The 18,872-nt window shown below is 44.8% G+C and carries 13 protein-coding genes and 1 pseudogene; 1 reads left to right on the top strand and 13 read right to left on the bottom strand.

Annotated features, from left to right (window positions below):
- Positions 1 to 2 precede the first annotated feature (2 nt).
- The 7 genes and pseudogenes from FC82_RS06285 to metE all read right to left on the bottom strand — a co-directional run bounded on the left by FC82_RS06285 (position 3) and on the right by metE (position 9,935).
- Positions 3 to 692 carry a response regulator transcription factor gene (locus FC82_RS06285; RefSeq protein WP_054759628.1) on the bottom strand — a complete coding sequence of 230 codons (690 nt, stop codon included), beginning with the start codon at positions 690 to 692 and terminating at the stop codon, positions 3 to 5.
- Between the two features lie 183 nt (positions 693 to 875).
- Complete coding sequence (locus tag FC82_RS06280; RefSeq protein WP_065101441.1) at positions 876 to 1,487, bottom strand: DNA-3-methyladenine glycosylase I; 612 nt, start codon at positions 1,485 to 1,487, stop codon at positions 876 to 878.
- Positions 1,488 to 1,858: 371 nt separating this feature from the next.
- The gene (gene nrdG / locus FC82_RS06275) at positions 1,859 to 2,443 is read right to left on the bottom strand and encodes an anaerobic ribonucleoside-triphosphate reductase activating protein (RefSeq protein ID WP_056996506.1); all 585 of its coding nucleotides are present in this window, start codon (positions 2,441 to 2,443) and stop codon (positions 1,859 to 1,861) included.
- 308 nt (positions 2,444 to 2,751) lie between these two features.
- Positions 2,752 to 4,950 carry an anaerobic ribonucleoside-triphosphate reductase gene (gene nrdD / locus FC82_RS06270; protein WP_056996505.1) on the bottom strand — a complete coding sequence of 733 codons (2,199 nt, stop codon included), beginning with the start codon at positions 4,948 to 4,950 and terminating at the stop codon, positions 2,752 to 2,754.
- A gap of 296 nt (positions 4,951 to 5,246) precedes the next feature.
- Positions 5,247 to 6,080: a sugar phosphate isomerase/epimerase family protein gene (locus FC82_RS06265; protein ID WP_056996504.1), complete on the bottom strand. Its 834-nt coding sequence runs from the start codon at positions 6,078 to 6,080 to the stop codon at positions 5,247 to 5,249.
- A gap of 726 nt (positions 6,081 to 6,806) precedes the next feature.
- A complete protein-coding gene (locus FC82_RS06260; protein ID WP_054759626.1) occupies positions 6,807 to 7,673 on the bottom strand; it encodes a methylenetetrahydrofolate reductase in 867 nt (288 codons plus the stop codon).
- Positions 7,660 to 9,935: pseudogene (metE, locus tag FC82_RS06255) on the bottom strand (5-methyltetrahydropteroyltriglutamate--homocysteine S-methyltransferase). Before metE ends, FC82_RS06260 begins: the two are co-directional and overlap by 14 nt.
- Before the next feature lie 1,001 nt (positions 9,936 to 10,936).
- Here metE and FC82_RS06250 point away from each other — a divergent pair.
- Positions 10,937 to 11,404: a pyridoxamine 5'-phosphate oxidase family protein gene (locus tag FC82_RS06250; protein WP_054759622.1), complete on the top strand. Its 468-nt coding sequence runs from the start codon at positions 10,937 to 10,939 to the stop codon at positions 11,402 to 11,404.
- A gap of 598 nt (positions 11,405 to 12,002) precedes the next feature.
- Here the strand turns inward: FC82_RS06250 and FC82_RS06245 are convergent.
- From FC82_RS06245 to FC82_RS06215, 6 genes are all read right to left on the bottom strand, one after another.
- Entirely contained in the window at positions 12,003 to 12,653 is a 651-nt protein-coding gene (locus FC82_RS06245) for a Tim44 domain-containing protein (RefSeq protein ID WP_056996503.1), read from the bottom strand.
- A gap of 1,143 nt (positions 12,654 to 13,796) precedes the next feature.
- The gene (locus FC82_RS06235) at positions 13,797 to 14,492 is read right to left on the bottom strand and encodes a glycerophosphodiester phosphodiesterase (RefSeq protein WP_054759618.1); all 696 of its coding nucleotides are present in this window, start codon (positions 14,490 to 14,492) and stop codon (positions 13,797 to 13,799) included.
- A gap of 11 nt (positions 14,493 to 14,503) precedes the next feature.
- The gene (locus FC82_RS06230; protein ID WP_056996501.1) at positions 14,504 to 15,856 is read right to left on the bottom strand and encodes an ABC transporter substrate-binding protein; all 1,353 of its coding nucleotides are present in this window, start codon (positions 15,854 to 15,856) and stop codon (positions 14,504 to 14,506) included.
- A 13-nt stretch (positions 15,857 to 15,869) separates the two neighbouring features.
- Positions 15,870 to 16,721 (bottom strand): carbohydrate ABC transporter permease, encoded by an 852-nt coding sequence (locus FC82_RS06225; protein ID WP_054759616.1) that lies wholly within the window; start codon positions 16,719 to 16,721, stop codon positions 15,870 to 15,872.
- Entirely contained in the window at positions 16,721 to 17,653 is a 933-nt protein-coding gene (locus FC82_RS06220; RefSeq protein WP_056996500.1) for a carbohydrate ABC transporter permease, read from the bottom strand. The genes FC82_RS06225 and FC82_RS06220 overlap by 1 nt, the downstream gene beginning before the upstream one ends.
- The gene (locus FC82_RS06215) at positions 17,634 to 18,737 is read right to left on the bottom strand and encodes an ABC transporter ATP-binding protein (protein WP_056996499.1); all 1,104 of its coding nucleotides are present in this window, start codon (positions 18,735 to 18,737) and stop codon (positions 17,634 to 17,636) included. Before FC82_RS06215 ends, FC82_RS06220 begins: the two co-directional genes overlap by 20 nt.
- Positions 18,738 to 18,872: the final 135 nt, after the last annotated feature.

Raw genomic sequence — 18,872 nt, 5'->3', positions numbered from 1 at the left:
ATTTAGGCCTCCGTTTCTAACATATACCCCACGTTTCTCAGTGTCCGAATGGGTTGGTTAGTGTTTAATTGCTTAATTTTCTTACGTAAATTACTCATATAGACTTCAACAACCGAAAGTGCTGTATCAGAGTCAAACCCCCAGAGACGGTCAAAAATTTGGTCCTTCGTGATAATGGTATCGGGGTTTTGCAGGAAGTAAACCAGCAGATCGTACTCCTTACCATTGAGCTCCAAGTTTGTACCATCAATGGCCACCGTCCGGTTATTTAAATTAGCCGAAAAATCGCCCACTGTCAGTTGGTTGTCATTGCCCATGCTGCCGGAACGGCGCAGTAGTGCTTTGACCCGCATAATGAGCTCTTCACGATGAAACGGCTTGGTTAAATAATCATCCGCACCCAACTGAAAGCCGCGAACTTTGTCGTCCAAAGTATCCTTCGCCGTTAAGATCAATACTGGCATATCCAATTTAGCTTCGTTTCGCCAGTACTTCAAAATATCGTAGCCGTTAACTTGCGGCAACATTAAATCCAGCACAGCAAGGTCGAAAATGCCTTCCTGCCCAAGCATTTGCCCTTCGAGACCATCATTACTGACCGTCGTAGTGGCGATTTCGTTAAGTATGCGCTCCAAACTATTGGCTAACGCTTCGTCGTCTTCTACTATTAATATTCTAAGTTCTTTATTCAACCTGGCACCTTCCCTAACATCCGTAGTTGTCCTGTTTCTCCTGCTTCATAAATTAGCGATTTTTAATTCTAAAATCAACCAATAACCAATTTCTTAAACACAATTTGGTATTTTAATCCTTAATTGTTGAGATTTTGCAACGCTGGTGTCATTTTAATGTCATATTTTGATGACAATTTGATGTCAAAGCGTTTTTTTAAGCGCCATCAAAGCATCGTGGTGCGCGTTGCCAAACGCAATGGCGGGTTCATACCTGTCACAGGTGGTTAAATGATCATTAATGATGCCCAGCGCTTGTAACCAAGAGTAAACGATGTTCGGCCCCAAAAACTGAAAGCCCTGCTTTTTTAGTGTTTTACTAATTCGTTTCGACAAATCAGTTTGTGCCGGCAAATCCGTCATGCTTCTCAATTGCGAATTTTGAGGTTCGTAATCGACGAACGACCACAAGTAGGCAATCACCGTTTGACCAGCCGAATGCCATTTTTGCAAAAGTTGCGCGTTATTGATAGTCGCTAGGATTTTCCGCTTATTACGAATGATGCCCGCGTTTGCCATCAAGGTATCAATTTCCGGTTGCTTAAAGTCAGCGATTTGAGTGAGATCGTAGTTTGCAAAAGCCGATTTAAATGCTGCCCGTTTGTTCAAAACCGTTTGCCAACTGAGACCAGCCTGCATCATTTCAAGCACCATCAGTTCAAACGTAGCTGTTTCATCAGTGGTTACAAACCCCCACTCATGGTCATGATAAGCAGTCATTGCAGCGTTGTCACCGTCAGCCCAGGGACACTTCATGGCACCATTCCTCCCTTTAGTTACATAGTTACTTCTATTATAGGATAAAAAAGTCGAACAGTTGTTAAATTTTGCTCAAAATTACTGGTGCCTGCCGGGATAGCGAAAACAGCCATCTTTCTTGGTTATTCATTGCGGTGTGTCAGCTCATAAACAACGATGACGTGCCAATACATACAAAAATCCCTCCATAGTTGTCAGATGAATTATTATATTTCATCTGACAACCACAAAGGGATTATCGCATGACGCGTTTGTTCGTCAAACTGGATTTCTTTATTTCATGAATAATATGCTTCACAGATACGGGGATACTTGTTCAACAAGACAGCAGGCTACTTCAGAAGTCGCTAACTCCCTTGTTGCACACGCTACTTAATTAGCTTATCCCACAAAACGATCTTGCCCTTTTCAAGTGATTCGGGCACTTTGATGATTTTTTGGTTCGAGCTGCCCCTGAACTGAAGGGTCAAATCCATCTTGGATTGCAAGAACCGACCATCAATCAAAATATCGATCAAGTTCAGCAGTTCCAACTTGTCGTCAGACTCCTGCATTAACTCTTCCCACTTGTAACCGGTCCAACTCCAGATATCCTTGTCGTGCCCAAATTCTTTACGGATTCGTTTAGCCAACTTAATGCAGACCTGAGTATTCAAGAATGGTTCGCCACCCAACAAAGTCAGACCCTGCACGTAGTCTTGGCTCAAATCCTTAATGATTTGGTCCTCAAGCTCTTGGGTATAGGGATGGCCAAAGTGGAAGTTTTGTGCGACCTTGTTGTAGCAGCCTGGACAGTCGAATTTACAACCAGAGACATAGAGACTGCAGCGCACACCCTCGCCATCCACGAAATTGAATGGTTTGTAACTTGCAATGTACTGCTGACTGAGGTCAGAGGCTAACCATTCTTTTGGTTTTGGATTTTTAGGCAGCTTTTCAGTTGTGTTAGACATCAAGAAGTCCCCTTTTAAGATATACGTAATTATCGTTGATTCTGCTAGAGCGGCGCGTTGCCACCCGCAAACAAATGCCACTATCAAGAGAAAGCAACGTGACGTTGTCAGCCGAATTGACAGTGGCATTACATCCGGAGAAGGTAGCGTTAATCTGAAAGCACTTATGATAGCGGTACTTCTACGGAGATTATTTTTGTTATAGTTTTAGGATTTTGGTTCTGTTTTGACATTGCCGAAACGTGTTTCCGAAGGTTGAGGGTTCCCTTGTATGGGACTTCTGCCCTCAAAACACCTATTTTCACACGCTACTGACGTGCCACATCATTATTATCATTACCTAGCGTCATATGCTTGACCCGGCTGGCAATTTCCACGTGACGGCCGTGCACCATTGGGCGTTGGTTTGGGTTGCCCAAGTAGCCGCAGGTCCGCTTCACAACGTCGCAGGTTGCAGGATCGTGGTTGCCGCATTGTGGGCATTCAAAGCCCTTTGCAGTTGGCTTGAATTCACCCTTGAAGCCGCATGCAAAACACTGGTCGATTGGCGTGTTGGTGCCGAGGTAGCCGATCCGGTCGTACGCGTAGTCCCAAACTGCTTCAAGCGCCTTTGGGTTTTGCTTCAGGTTCGGGTATTCACAGTAGTGGATAAAACCACCGGCACTATACTTTGGATAGTCTTTTTCAAAGTCGATCTTTTCAAACGGAGTTGGTGCTTTACGAACATCGTAGTGGAAACTGTTAGTATAGTATTCCTTGTCCGTAATGTCCTTGATCCGGCCAAACTTCTTAATATCAGCTTGGCAGAAGGTGTTCGTCAAGCTTTCTGCAGGGGTGGCGTAAACGCTGAAGTGGTAACCGTATTCGTCTTCCCACTGTTTACAGTGGTCATAGAGGTCTTTCACCACGTCGATAGTAAACTGCTTAGCTTCCGGATTCTTTTCCCAAGTTGGCCCAAAGAAAGCAGTCCCCACTTCGTACAGGCCAATGTAGCCTAATGAAACGGTGGCGCGCTTATTCTTGAACAACTCGTCAACGGAATCAGTGCGCTTCAGTCGTTTCCCAAAGGCGCCGTATTCGTACAAAATTGGGGCGTTTTCAGGTCGAGCCTGCTTAGCACGGTTAACCTTGAATACCAGTGCTTCTTTACAAATTGATAGACGTTCTTCCAGAATTGACCAGAACTTGTCCATGTCACCCTTTGCTTCAAGTGCAATGCGCGGTAAGTTCATCGTCACAACACCCAGGTTCATCCGCCCGGCGTTCACTTCTTTACCGTTCTCGTCCTTCCAGCCCTGCAAGAAACTCCGACAGCCCATTGGTGCTTTGAAGGAGCCAGTCAGTTCAACAATTTTATCGTACATTAAAACGTCGGGGTACATCCGCTTTGTGGCACATTCAACAGCAAGTTCCTTAACGTCGTAGTTAGGATCTCCAGGCTTCAAGTTCAAGCCGCGTTTGATTGTAAAGACCAGCTTAGGGAAAATCGCTGTCCGCTTTTCCTTACCCAAGCCTTCGATACGAACCTTCAAAATAGACTTTTGAATCTCACGTTCGATCCAGTTTGTTCCTAAGCCGAAGCCAAGGGTCGTAAACGGTGTTTGCCCTTGTGATGAGTACAATGTGTTGATTTCGTATTCAAGCGCCTGCATGGCGTCGTAAATATCCTTCTTAGTCTTTGCTTTGGCAAAAGCGTCCTGCTTTGCTTCGCCTTCGATCCATTCCTTGGCGTCAACCATGTGCTTGTCATAGTTCTTCTTAGCAAATGGCGCGAGCAGTTCGTCCACGCGGTCAGCAGAACAGCCACCGTACTGGCTTGAAGCCACATTAGCAATAATCTGTGACATCTGGGCAGTGGCGGTCTCGATTGAGTGAGGCGGCTCTACTTCGGCGTTACCAATCTTGAAACCATGGTTCAGCATTTCCTTAAAATCGATCAAACAGCAATTCGTCATTGCGCTGTATGGTTGGTAATCCAAATCGTGCCAGTGAATGTCGCCCTTTAGATGGGCGTTGGCAACCTTTGGCGGCAACATCTTTAGTCCGATTGAACGGGCAACGGTGCCGGCAGTCAAATCACGCTGCGTGTTAAAAACGTTACTATCTTTGTTGGCATTTTCGTTAACCACCGTAGCGTCTTTATGTAGCAACTTTTGAATCGTAAAGTTGATATCAGTTGCTTGATTTCGCTTTAAATCTTTTTGCGTTCGGTAGTTGATGTATTCTTCGGCCCAGTCATACTGGTGCTGCTCCATCAATTCGTGTTCCACGATGTTTTGAATTTCGTAGATTTTAACGTTATCGTCAAATCGGTCAGTAATTTCACGTTCAACATCAGCAACTACTGAGTCGATTGTCTGATAATCACTAGCATCTAATTCGTCGTTCACCTTCTTGGCTGCTTTTAAAATCGCAGTTTGAATTTTATCGCCGTTAAAGCTGACACTCCGGCCGTCACGTTTAATGACAGTCAGGGCGTCAACGCGATCTGTACGTGTTTCTTGCATATCAGCCACCCCTATTTCTTGAAAAATGATTCTTCTCTATAATAATACCGATTTCCAGTGCAGTCTTCAACCATATATTGTGTACAATTTAAAGAAATTCGGCACGTGAACCACTACATGTTGTGTTTACCTCAAGACAAAGAAAGACACTCGTCTGACTTTAATCAGACGAGTGTCACTTTTTAATGAAACCCGGTCGAAATAGGGCAACTCATCAAGCATTTTTGATATAAGTTCCCGTAAGCATGAGATTATCATACCGCGGGCAAGGAGTGTCGTCAACAAATTTGAACAGCCTATCTGCCAACTAGTAATGACCGCGAATCCAGTGATTTCAAGTAGTTATGGCTATCGAGCATGGCCTGACAATTATCTTCGTCATCCAAGGTAATCTCGTAAATGTTGGTCGCATTAGGGTTCAGCACCCGTTTAACCCGAACCCAGTCAATATTTCCCTGACCAAGCGGTAAACTATCATGTTTTTGACCCATTGAGTCGACCAGGTGGTAGTGAACAATCTGCGGTGCTAACCTCGCAAGGCTCGACACCAGCTTATCATTGTCACCGTGAAGCACGATAAACGCGTGGCTGATGTCATACGCCAACCGGTAGTGGTGCCCCATAATACGGCGTTCAAAGCCCGGCTCACCGAAACGAAATAACGGCGATAGTGCGTTTTCAAACATCACGTGATTGCCACCCAGAGCCTTAAAATAGTCCAGACGGTCAAATACTAATTCACGACCTGCTTCCAGACTGCCAAACTGTGCTTTTATCCAGCTCAACGGAGCGTTGTACGCACCATGAACCAAGACCTGAACGTCCCTCGCTTTCGCTAACTCGATGATGGATTCAGTACTGCCCATCATAAACTGGTACGATGCGGGATTACGCAACGCGGAAACTGCCAGTTCATTGTGGGCATGGTCAAACGCCATTGGGTGATGGATGATGACATGGTCGACACCGGCTGATTTGACCCGGTCGATCATTTGGCTCAAATGTGCTAACCCATCTGGCGTCATGTCGCTGGCTTGCGTGTAAAATTCAAATACCTCCGGCTGATGCTGCAACCGTTCTTCCAGTTGTGTCTCATCAGTGCTGGCTTTCAATCCAAGATATGGAAACATGTCAACCACCTCATTTCGTTTTATTATGAGACAGTTATACCATCATTGACTTGCGTATTCTAACCTTCTGACTGTTATTCGCCGTTTCTTATAGTCTTCTTAAGTCCGTTTAGGAAAGTGTTAAGAACTTTATGGTTCGTTAAGGTGGTCGGATTGCTGGGGTGTTTGATGAATGAGCTTTAGTACGACTTAGATTGGCCGGTCGTGACAGAGCACCATAAGTTGATAACCCTTCTGACTAACAATTTCTTATTATTGCAACACAGCGGATAAGCTGCGAACGAGGCTAATCCTTAAGTCACTAACCCAAAGAAAGTTGCTTTGGACGTCAGCAACGGACCTAATGGTAGAAATCAAAAAAGCTGGGGCAAAATTGTCTTTTGTCTCAGCCTCTGCTTTCTTCTAGAGGTAAACTCAATAACCTACTTTCTTAACCACTAATTTGAGTGCCACGAAATAAATGCATGCACAGAAGCGGACTATTTTACAAAATCTAAACCTCGGATTTTATAAAATAGTCCGCTTCTGCGCCAGTCTTTAACTGGTTTGTTACAGTCTTTTCTGCGATTAGTCGAAAAGTTAAATTTCTAGGCCAGCTAGTGGAAACGAGTTTCGCAAGGCAAGCAGCTACTGCCTAACGGACTCTGAGCCAAAAAGTCAGATTCGGACTTTTCGATTCAAAATCCGTTAAGCTCCATCCCTTAAACGCCTTCCTTCACTCTCTAGCTATATCAAAGTCTTAATCGCACTGCAGATTCGCTGTGTCACCACTGGATTATCCATGGTGTACAAGTGAATGCCATCGACCCCTTCAGAAAGCAGGTCAACGATTTGGTCAACGGCGTAGGCAATGCCCGCGTCACGCATCGCAATCTTGTTGTCTTGATAGTGGTGCATCATTTTTAGAAACTTCGGTGGTAACTCGACACCGCCGATAGTGGCCATTTTGGCAATTTGCCGTTCATTGATGACGGACATGATACCCGCCTGAATCGGAACCTTGATGCCGGCTAGTTCGCAACGTTCCAGGAAGCTGAAATAGTGTTCGTTTTCAAAGAAGAGTTGACTAATCAACTGGGAAGCCCCAGCGTCCACTTTTTCTTTGAGGTGCTGCACATCTACCACACAGTTTTCAGCTTCCGGGTGTACGTCCGGGTAGCAGGCGCCCAAAATGTTGAGGTCGCTTTCGCGCTTAATGGCCGCAACGAGGTCGCTAGCAAATGGAAAGTCGTTGTTGGGCCGACCGTCCGCTGGCAGGTCGCCGCGAAGTGCCAGCACGTTTTCAACGTGGGCCTGCTTCAGGTCTGCCAGATAGGTTTTGAGCGATTGTGCGTTAAAGGCCACTGCGGGAATGTGGGCCACAGCGCCGATGCCGTAATGCACCTTAATGTAACGGCACAGTGCCAAGGTGCTGGCATGGTCGTTACTGCCGCCCGCCCCATACGTCACACTGATGTAGGCGGGTTCAAGTGAGGCTAGCGTATCTAATGAAGCATAAAAGCGGTTGGTTGCCTTCTCAGAGGCTTTTGCGCGCGGTGGGAAGATTTCGAACGAGATCACGGGGCGATGTTCGAAACAATTAACGACCTTCATGCGCGAGTTCCTGACGAACTTCCTTGGTTGCCGCAACAACGTTTTCCAGACTGGCGGTGGTTTCAGTTTCGCCCCGTGTCTTCAAACCACAGTCTGGGTTGATCCATACGTTGTTTAGTGGTACCTTTTTCAAGATTTTTTCAATGGTACCGGCAACCTCCTTCTCAGATGGAATCCGAGGAGAGTGAATGTCGTAAACACCGGGGCCAACGTGAGTCTTAAAGTGGTCACGGTTGAGTTGATCCAGCAAAGTCAGATCAGCCCGAGAAGCTTCAAATGAAATGACATCCGCGTCCATGGCATCAATAGCATCGAGAATGTCACCAAACTCACTGTAGCACATGTGCGTGTGGACCTGAGTTGATGGCTGCACCTTGCTGTGAACGAGCCGGAATGCTGGAATTGCCCAGTCGAGGTAGCGACTGTACCAGTCGGACTTCCGCAACGGCAAGTTTTCCCGTAAGGCGGGTTCATCGATTTGAATGATTTTGATGCCGTTCTTTTCCAGTGCCAACGTTTCGGCTTGGATAGCGAGGGCAATCTGGTAAGTGGTTTCCTTTGGTGATAAGTCTTCACGTGGGAAGGACCAGTTCAAAATGGTAACGGGACCGGTCAGCATCCCCTTAACCGGTTTGTCGGTGAGGCTTTGAGCATATACGGATTCCTTGACAGTCATGTCATGGGTCCGAGCAACATCACCCCAGATTATTGGCGGCTTAACACACCGGACGCCATATGATTGAACCCAAGCGTTGCTGGTAAACAGGAAACCTTCTAGCTGTTCACCAAAGTATTCGACCATGTCGTTTCGTTCAAATTCACCATGAACTAACACATCTAAGCCAATCTTTTCCTGAAATTCAACGCATGCTTTGATCTGTTCACGATTAAATTCATCGTACTGATCCTTGGTGATTTCACCCTTCTTAAACTTTGACCGGTTACGACGTACTTCACGCGTTTGCGGGAAAGAACCAATTGTCGTTGTTGGTAATTCTGGCAGGTTGAATTCCTTCTTTTGAATCGCTGCCCGTTCTTCGAAAGCAGGTTCGCGGTGAAAATCACTTTCTTTTAATGAAGCAACTTGCCTAGTGATTGTTTCATTTTCTTCGTAACGCGGTTGGGCAAATAAGGCTTGGTTGGCCTTTAAAATGGCATCGCCGTTACCAGTGAGGATCGTTTCCAAATCCGTCAATTCGGTTAATTTTTCTGCAGCAAAGGCCAAGTAGCGCTTGTACTTTTCATCCAATTGCGGTTCGTTAGCCAACGTATATGGGACGTGGAGCAAAGAACACGATGTGCTTAAAACCAGCTTGTCGTCAGCTACTGGAAGTTGTTTGATCAGGGCTAGTTTTTTATCGTAGTTCGCTTTCCAAATATTTTTCCCATTGATAATCCCGGCAAATAGCGTTTTGTCGGCTGGAAATCCCTTACTCTTAACGAGATCCAACGTCTCAGCACCTTCGAGAAAATCGAGGCCGAGTCCGTCGAAATCTAATGACGTTAACAAGTCATAGCTGTCACGCACATCACCAAAATAAGTTTGTGCTAGAATTTTCAAGCCGTGTTTAGTCGCAAGAATTGGTTTGTAGAGATCGGTGAAGAGTTCCAGATCAGCTTCGGACTGGTCCTTAACCAGTGAAGGCTCGTCCAGTTGGACCCATTCAGCACCTAAGTCAGCCAATTGACTGAGTACGGCATCATAGCCTTAACGAGTGTTGCAGCAAAGTCTGCGGGACGCTTGCTGCCCTTGTAGGCACTCAATTTAAGCAGGGTGTATGGTCCAACCAAAACGGGACGAGTCGTGATGCCCGCATTCTTGGCTTCTTTGAATTCATCAAAAACTTTAGTGCCAACTAACTTAATGTCGGTGTCATCGTCAAATTCGGGCACAATGTAGTGATAGTTGGTGTTGAACCACTTCTTCATACTCAACGCCGTAACGTCACCCTTGTCACCCTGATAACCACGTGCTTCAGCAAAGTATTCGTCTAAGCTGGACAGGTTTAAGTCCTTGTACCGCTTCGGAACGATGTTTAATAAGAACGCAGTGTCCAGTGTCGTGTCGTAATATGAAAAGTCGTTTGATGGTAACTGGTCGATACCAGCACCACTGACTGTTCCACGATTTTCTTGCCGCAATACGCTAGCCGTTTGAGCTAACTCGTCGGCGGATACAGTTTGTTTGAAATATTTTTGTTCAGCAAATTTTAATTCTCGATGGCTCCCGATTCGGGGGTAGCCGATTACAGTTGTTTTCATGTAGGGTTCTCCTCTCATGTGCATTATCGCACAATACCTATCTAATAGACACAATCTTGTTGGGTGCTAAGCCAACGCTGCAACCAGACACATGACTTGCCCATCAATGCCGTCGCCGAGTAAGTAGCTGGCAGTTGCAATCTTATTACGATGTAAGTAGGTTAACTTGTCCATAGTCGGCTCCTCCTTTTGTTTGGTGGTTGCTGGTTTTTTTGTAGATTCGGGTAGATTTCTGCAATCGGCAATTGCGAGCGCATGTGGCATTTTGGAGGTCCAGATTGGCACCATCTTTTAGGCTTGTGTCAATGATCTTGCATTGCCGAAACGTGTTGCAGAAGGACATGGTGTTGCACTGAGGGACTTTGACACAAACGCTAAAACCGGCCGTTTATGTCAGTGGTGCTCTGCTGCTACATTGCCGAAACGTGCTGCAGAAGGGCAAGGAGTTGCACCTAAGGGACTTCGACACAAACGCCAAAACCGGGCGTTTATGTCAAATTCCCTTAGGCTCCACTCCTTGGGCGCCCTTCTTCCGCACTCTACAAAAAAAGTTCCCACCCCCGCCATAACAAAATAGCGAGGATAAGGACGACTTAATCGCGTTACCACCTTAGTTTAAAACGAGCTCACACTCGTTTTCTCAACAGGTATCCACTGATACCATTGCGCTATAATGGGCGCACCCATGATGTGCTTGCCGTAGCTCACACGCCTTCGTAGACCAAAGACCATCTTCACACTCTTCCCCCTACCGCTTCCCACCAGCGCGGCTCTCTCCTAAGGGGTAAAAGTGCTACTCATCTTCTAATTCAATTCTAATATGATGAGATGAGGATACAATTTTCTGAAACGAATGTCAAGCGGTCAGTTGGAATCAACTGATTTTTTGTTCTACCCAGTGGATCCATTAAGATAATTGCATTTTTTTCAGGTTGCACCATCACGGAAAAATGCGGTACATTGGGTATATACGTATCATTACCCATGAAGGAGGAGTTCGGATGCATCGAACTGACCGTGAAATAACAGATTTTGAACAATTAAAGACCATTATTGAAAATGGTGAGATCATTAATACTGCGATTATGGATTCTCCAGCGCCATACGTTGTGCCAACAAATTACGCGTATGAATTTGATGGTCGCCGACTGACACTGTACCTGCACGGTGCTGCCCGGGGAAAGAAATGGGCACTGATTGCAAATGATCCTAATGTGTCATTTAGCATCGTCTCCGATGCACATTTAGAACCCGACGCACACACGATGTATTACGAAAGTATTCTCGGAACCGGCAATGCCATTTTAATGACCGATCAAGAATCAAAGGAACATGCCTTACGATTATTGTTGAAAAAGGAATTAGGGCATTTTGACGGTCCCTTAGATCCTGATGATCTGGCACATGTTGGCATCATTAAAATCAACGTTGCAACTTACACCGGTAAGCAGCACAACGCAGCACATTAAAGTTCAGGTGACTCATCTGTGAACCAGCGCCATTGCAAAAATACAGACTAGTCCACAATGTACGGTTTAACACGGTCACACCCGCTGAATCGTTTAGGTCTAATGGCACAAATGAGGTCCCTACAGTTACTATTTTCAATTATTGATGCCACTAGGCCTTCTGTTTTGGTGATTAATTTAGCGAAAAAACAGCATGGCGGGCATTGTTACGCTCCAAAGGCGGTCACTATGCGGCACCTAGCAGCGAAATCTAACTCAATGTTTCTACGTATATTGCTAACTGGTATGTCGTAACCAATTCTCTAAAAAGTGGTTCACACAAGTATCAATCGCCAATAGATAGTACTAAATTGGTAGATTTAATTCGTTTTGCTGTATCTAGTCAAACCCGCGACAAATGATATCTGCCTTTGTTTACGATTAGTTCTTTTGTCGCTTGTCAGAAGTTTTTCGTGGCAACCAAAATTGAAACAAGCACCAAAACCAAAGTCTCTCACAGATGCGGCCTATTATCTAAAATCCAAACCCGGATTTTAGATAATAGGCCGCTTCTGTTTTCCTTAACCAGTTTGTTTGACACGCTGATTGCTAGGTATTGCTAAGCTCTTATTTGTGCAACTCTAAGTTGTCCACTCGAATCACGGTTTAATTCCCATACTTCAGTAAATCGGCGGATCAGTGTCTGCTCGTATTGTTCACGATTATATTTTGCTGACCGTTCCGGGTATTCAAAAAAACTACGACCCTGCGCGGTTACAACCACACGTGGTGCATTCCTCACGTTACGTTCCTGCTCAAGGCGAACAATGATCATGCCTTCGTACCTGTTCACTTTACCAGCTGCTTGCCACTGATCCAAAAGCAGCTTGCGTTTGTCAAAAAAGGTTGGCAACATTAATTCGGATAGTCGAAATTGATTATTTTCAGACCACGCATCCTGAACATCATAGTACAGCGATTCAAACTCCTCGGACAGACTCGGGTCAATTTCTAAGATGTCATGAGACATCCCCTGTTGACCGGACTGGCGCTTGAGTTCATACCCGCCAACAACAATCGCAGCGGCACCAATAACGAGGGCACCGGCAACGTTTAGCCTTGCGTTTGTACTAATATCAGCTTGTTTAGTATGTGCTTGCTGTTGCGTTTTAGTCGTGCTGGCTGCCAATACTATTTTGGTAGTTGAAAACGCACAGCCACCGAGTGTGACCGCCACAAAACATGTCAATAGTGTCATTATTTTTTTCATAACCATGTTCTCCGTTTCATCATTGCCCGCTTGATCTCATTTGTTTTCTGAAAATGAGTGTAACACCGTGAGCGTTTCCAATCCTAGAACTTTTTGAGAGAATTTGCTGCAGTAAACGAATTCATTTTCAATCAAAAAAATCTGGAGCATGCCAAGCATACTTCAGACTAACAACAACTGAGTAACCAGGGGATGGTGTATCAGTGTCAACTATGTGTGTTGTGAGTGAAAATTGATCTATGTTTTGATGCGGTTATGTGTCCGAAATAAATTCGGGACTGATGCGCAATATGTGATGATGCCGTACCGGTATATGAGACACTTATATATAAGTAGAGGTGCATGATGTGAAACAATATGTGTATGTCGCTATGTGTTGGTGCCACTTAATGTGGCAGTATGAAGAAATGCTATGTGATGCAATTATGTGTGTCATCATGCGGTATGTGTAAAATAGTGATCTGTGAGATCATAAGGCGCGTCCCAAATCTAAAAATTCTAAACATGAAACTAGTGCAAATCTATGTGTTGCGCTATGTGTGCTTGAATCAATATGTGTGCTGGGTAGCTGTCCCAGAATAGGTGATCTTTATGTGTGTGACACAATATGTGTTTCTAATCATCAGCGGCATCAAGACTGACATTAGATAACGTGATGTGTGCTGAGTGCAACGACCGTAGCTTGAATGGATAATGAGATTGAGGAGTAGCATTATTGTCAATTACCGTCTCAATTGAATCAGCAGCAACATCTATGAATGTAACAAGCATTGAATCAACGCTTGAACGACCGTTAGAGAACGAAAAAACGTCCTTAAGCATCTCTGCTTAAGGACGTTTTCACGCGGTACCACCTTTTTTCCCGACTATCACTAATCGGCTCGACCCGGACGTAATCATCCGGCGGTCAGGTAGTGGTGACCAACCCGAGTCCCTTTAACAAGGACCGCTTGCTCCACTTTAACTTTAACTCAAAGGATTGTACGTGTTCTCACCAGCCACGCTCTCTTATCCAATCGCTTCGACCTAGTCCTTAAAGCTTCATTGCAATTTCATATCGTTCTCTAACTATGCTTTAATAATACTGGCTGAGCAGTTGAAAGTCAACCCCATTTTTCAAAAAAGCAAAATTACTTATCTCAGTTAGCTAATAAGCTTCACTTGCGCATCACGAACGGCCATCGCATGTTCAAAATCATCAGTAAACACGCCAGCAACATTATCAACCAGTAACGCCTTAAGTCGCTCATCATCGTTCACAGTCCAAATCCGTTCAGCAATGGGCAGTGCCGGATCAAAACGACTTAAATGCAACCCCCGAAGGTGTTCACGGCGGATAAAATTAAGTGGTTGATCAATTAAATGATCCGACAAATAGCAGTAATTTTGACTCGCGTCAATTTTATTGGCACGCTCCAGAGTTGCCAAATCGAACGAGGAGAAGATAACCGGATGCACTAGCGAAGTCGCAGCAATCATCCTTAAGACCCGTTTCTCAATCCCTGGGTAATGAATGAGATCCGTTTTAAATTCCAGATTCAGTTGCAAGTCCTTGTTTGCAACCAGCGAAAGGAAATCTGCTAATCGTGGAATCTGTTCACCATTGGAGAGATGGTACTGTGACAGTGTGGCGTACGAATCATTGAATAATAACCCCTGCCCGTCCGTGGTGCGGTCGATTCTTTCATCATGCATGACGACTGGAACCAGATCCCGCGTTAAATGAACATCAAATTCAAGGCCTTCCACACCGTTATCAATGGCATATTCAAAGCCAGCTAATGAATTTTCTGGAAACTTCACTGGTATGCCGCGATGACCAAAAATCATTGTTTTCATGTCGACTTACCTCACTTTGTCAAACCGCTAGCCTTATTGTTGTTTTTAATTGCCGCGTTCATACTATCCGTTGCGGTTTTAAGTGCTTTGCCAATGTTGCCGTTATTATACACTTGCTGCATCGCCGTTTGTGTCAACGTCCGTTCCTGAACGACGTCTTCCATAAAAATACCAGAATTGGCGGTGTTCGGCTTGGTTCGTGCAAGTTGTTCACCAGGAACTGCAACCATTGGCTGTTTTGCAAATAGATTCTTTAGAATTGGTTCCTTGGCTGCCTGTTTATTAATGGCCATATAACCGGTAATCTTTTCCCAAATTGCCTGGTTTTTAGCATTTACAAGAAATTTAGCAAATTCCCAGGCACCCTGTTGAACCGATTTTGACTTGTCATTACCGATCCACAGCGAGGCACCGCCAATAGAGACACCATTTGCCTTCTGGCCATCAGCATGTGGGAAGTAGCAAATTCCCAATTTATCCTTCATCCCAGAAGTCAAATTTCCGATGTCGGCAGAAGATTGCATGAATATTCCTAATTTGCCCGCCAAAAAGGCGGCCATCTCATTGGTTTCCGCGGTAGATCCAGACCCAAAGTTAATAATGTCTTTGTTCTTAACGTTCGTTTGAATCCACTGCATCGCTTTTTTGGCACCAGGCTGATCAAAATTAACCGCGGTTGGCACACCCTGACGACCGTTTTCGTTGTTGGCCATGTGTTCATTACTGTTCGCCATAAACTGTTCGAAAAGCCAGCCGTATTCCTCAACTGTCATTCCGTTGACCTTACCTTTAGACTTGGCCTGAATCTGTTTAGCTACGGCAGTGATATCACTGTAGCTTGGATCCTTGGCAGGAGCTTTAATACCCAGCCGTTTCAATAACGATGTGTTATAGTATAGCACCGGTTGAGAAGTGTTAAATGGCATTGATATTTGTTTGCCGCCCTGTGAATAAAACGCACGTGGCACGGCGGCAATTTGATTCATGTTGTAATGATCCTTATCAATAAAATGCTGCATCGGCGTTGCTACTTTGGCATGATACAGTTCACTTGTGGACACATCCATCGATTGAAAAATTGCCGGTGAAGCGCTGGTACCATGAGTCTGCAAGATTTTTTGAACTGCTTCGTTATAGGTCCCTTCAAACTCCGGTACAATCTGATATTTCTTTTGACTCGCATTAAATTGCGTTGCAAATTTCTTCAGTTGATCCGCAGCAGGACCTGTCATTTCATGCCAAAAAACAATTTTCTCTCTCGGTGCTGTGGCGGTTGCCGAAGCGTGCCCGATTGCACAACCGCTAACAATCAGCACGAACACCAGCAGTAATCCCAATAATCCAATGATACGATGTTGTTTCATTATCGTGTCCCCCCTATTTAACCGAACCCTCATTCAACCCTGCTTTGAAATAGTGCTGGCCAATAAAGAGAACAATCAAGGTTGGAATAACGACGATGCAAGCACTGGCCTGAATCATGCCCCAGTTATTAAACGTTTCAGAAGATTGCAATTGACGCAACCCGTCTTGGACCGGTCGGAAATTGTCGGAAAAGGTCGTTAACATTGGCCATAAGTACTGATTCCAACTCGTTAAAAAACTATACGCGGCCAACGTCACAATACTGATTCGTGAATATGGCAGGGTAATCCGGTAATAAAACTGCCAATGATTCAGGCCCTCAATGTCGGCAGCTTCTTTGAGCTCCTTTGGTATTTGTAAAAACGATTGTCGCAGCATAAAAGTGCCAAATGCCGTTGCCATAAACGGGACGACCATCACCGCGAAATGATTCAATAGTCCCATTGATTTAACGGTCATGAAATTCGGTATGACTTCAGCTTCAAACGGCAGCATCATCGTTGCCAAAAAGGCATAGAATAAAAATTTTCGTCCTTTAAATTTTAGGAAAACAAACGCGTAAGCCGACATCGAACAAAAGACCACTTGCGCAACCGTGGTTAGACTTGCAATCACAATACTATTAAATAAGTATCGTAGAATTGGGGTCGTGGTGAACGCCGCCCAGTAGTTAGCCAGCGATAATTTTCCCCACAAGGCCCCTTTTGAAATTTGAGATGTCGGCAAAAAGCTGGTCCAAAACCCCAGTAAAAACGGACTGACAACAATCAACATCAGCACAATCAAAAATGCATACTGGCCAATTTTCTTAAGTCGCCGTGCCGATGACGGTTTAGAAACGTGATCATTAGTTACAAGTTGCATTAGTAGTGCACCCGCTTCCCTAAGAACTTAAATTGAATCAAGGTAAAAATAGCAATGATAATCGTCAGAAGAATGGACTCAGTACTGCCCTGAGCAAAGTTACCGTTAATAAAGGCATCCTGGTAAATTCGATAGACTAATAAATTGGTAGCGTTGTCCGGCCCACCCTCAGTCATCATGTCAATGAGGCCAAAACTCTTAAACGCCTCGATCAGCGTCACAATCATAACGAAAAACAAGGTGCCTGAAATCATCGGAATTGTCACCTTAAATAACTGCGTGAGTTTTGAAATGCCGACGATGTCGGCAGCTTCATATAAACTTTTCGGTACTGATTGCAACGCCCCAAAAATGATGAGAAACGTAAATCCTAGATTCATCCACACAGTGGAAATAATGATGGCCACCATAGCTGACTTCGGATCGGTCAACCAGTTAACAACGGGCAAGTGCAGTGCTTGTGATAATTGGGCAAAGACACCAACTGAAGGGTTAAAAGCAAATAACCAAAAGATGGCCGCAACTGAGACAGAGACACCCATTGTTGCTGAAAATAGCGTCCGGAAGAGTCGGATGCCTTTAAGCTCTTGATTAGCTGTCACAGCAAGTGCCACACCCAGCACGACTGTTAAAATTGATACGGCAAGCACGAACACTAAGGTCGCGCCGAGGCTGGACAAATAAGAACTGCTCGTGATTAGCGACACATAATTGCTCAGTCCCACAAAGGCTGTCGTTTTTCCAAAGTCGTTAGTTAAAAAAAAGCTCATGTACAGGGTTTTCAGCATTGGGTAAAAAACAAAGGCAACCAACAGCATCAATGTCGGCCCCAAGAAAACAATCGCATAACCTGAGTCGGTCAGTTTATACTTGGCTGCCAAATTCAGACTTGGTAATGAATTATCCACCTGTTTAGGCAATCGTTGCAGCATCAGCAGTCACCTCCTCTTTTGCCCCAGCGGTTGTTATCAAACCACCGTTTTGATCAAAAACAAAGAACTGGTTAACGGTCTTCACATTGATGAAGTCTGCATTCTTCACATCAATTTGATTTCGCAGTACGAGCCGAAGTTCGTCAGCAGATTCTAATAGATCTGCCAAAATGACTGTTTCATTACCAAGGTATGAAACCTCCGTCACCCGCGCATTCGCATTTCGGTCATTGACTGTCACCTCAACTTCATTTGGACGGATACCAATCGTGTATTGACCAGATTTTAATGGGTAAGCAATTGGAACGCGAAAACTACCGTTGACCACGAGTTCGTGATGCCCGTAATCTGCTCCTAACAGGTTGATCTGCGGCGTGCCAAAAAATGAAGCCACAAATTCGTTTTTGGGGTGTTGATAGATATTTAACGGTGTATCAAGCTGCTGAACCTTGTGATTCTGCAGTACAAGGACACAATCGGCCATCGTCATTGCTTCCACCTGATCATGGGTAACGTAGATAACCGTCAGACCCAGTTTTCGTTGGAGCACCTTTAATTCCATTCGCATTTTGGCACGCAACTGTGCATCCAGATTAGAAAGCGGTTCGTCCATTAAACAGAAACTCGCATCAGACGCAATCGCCCGTGCTAATGCGACACGTTGTCGTTGACCGCCGGAAAGTGACCGTGGTTTCCGGTCAGCCAGCGTCTGAAGATCGACTAACGACAGGGCCTCCTTGACGCGGTTATTAATTTCTTGTTTATCAATTTTACGAGATTTAAGTCCAAAGGCTACGTTTTCAAAAACCGACATAAACGGATAAAGCGCATAACTCTGAAAAACCATCGAAAGTTTGCGATCTTTCGGCGGCATCTCGTTGGCAAGTTGATCATTGATGATAAGCTTCCCTGATGAAATGGAGATCAGACCAGCAATCATCCTCAAGAGCGTACTTTTCCCACACCCTGAGGGACCGACGATAACAAAAAATTCACCATCGTTGACCGTCATATTAATATCTGATAAGACGGGATAATCACTGTCTGCATAAGTTTTGGTGACATCGTGCAATTCAATTGCCATAACCCAATCACTACTCCTTCTAATTGTCATAAGGTAAACATTTGCTACGAGTCAAATTATAGAAAAGTAATGTTTACATCATGCAAAGCTTAAGTAAATGTCGTGTAAAGGTTTGTAACGATTGTGTAAAGGTCA

The organism is Secundilactobacillus collinoides DSM 20515 = JCM 1123 (assembly GCF_001435975.1).
Classification (GTDB): Bacteria; Bacillota; Bacilli; order Lactobacillales; family Lactobacillaceae; genus Secundilactobacillus; species Secundilactobacillus collinoides.
This window is presented reverse-complemented; position numbering and strand designations above follow the sequence as displayed.

What these genes read in the sequence shown, in the direction of transcription:
- FC82_RS06245 (WP_056996503.1), bottom strand. Translation starts at nt 12,653, where the DNA reads ATGAAAAAAATAATGACACTATTGACATGTTTTGTGGCGGTCACACTC.
- FC82_RS06225 (WP_054759616.1), bottom strand. Translation starts at nt 16,721, where the DNA reads ATGCAACTTGTAACTAATGATCACGTTTCTAAACCGTCATCGGCACGG.
- FC82_RS06230 (WP_056996501.1), bottom strand. Translation starts at nt 15,856, where the DNA reads ATGAAACAACATCGTATCATTGGATTATTGGGATTACTGCTGGTGTTC.
- FC82_RS06215 (WP_056996499.1), bottom strand. Translation starts at nt 18,737, where the DNA reads ATGGCAATTGAATTGCACGATGTCACCAAAACTTATGCAGACAGTGAT.
- nrdD (WP_056996505.1), bottom strand. Translation starts at nt 4,950, where the DNA reads ATGCAAGAAACACGTACAGATCGCGTTGACGCCCTGACTGTCATTAAA.
- nrdG (WP_056996506.1), bottom strand. Translation starts at nt 2,443, where the DNA reads ATGTCTAACACAACTGAAAAGCTGCCTAAAAATCCAAAACCAAAAGAA.
- FC82_RS06260 (WP_054759626.1), bottom strand. Translation starts at nt 7,673, where the DNA reads ATGAAGGTCGTTAATTGTTTCGAACATCGCCCCGTGATCTCGTTCGAA.
- FC82_RS06235 (WP_054759618.1), bottom strand. Translation starts at nt 14,492, where the DNA reads ATGAAAACAATGATTTTTGGTCATCGCGGCATACCAGTGAAGTTTCCA.
- FC82_RS06220 (WP_056996500.1), bottom strand. Translation starts at nt 17,653, where the DNA reads ATGCTGCAACGATTGCCTAAACAGGTGGATAATTCATTACCAAGTCTG.
- FC82_RS06280 (WP_065101441.1), bottom strand. Translation starts at nt 1,487, where the DNA reads ATGAAGTGTCCCTGGGCTGACGGTGACAACGCTGCAATGACTGCTTAT.
- FC82_RS06250 (WP_054759622.1), top strand. Translation starts at nt 10,937, where the DNA reads ATGCATCGAACTGACCGTGAAATAACAGATTTTGAACAATTAAAGACC.
- FC82_RS06265 (WP_056996504.1), bottom strand. Translation starts at nt 6,080, where the DNA reads ATGTTTCCATATCTTGGATTGAAAGCCAGCACTGATGAGACACAACTG.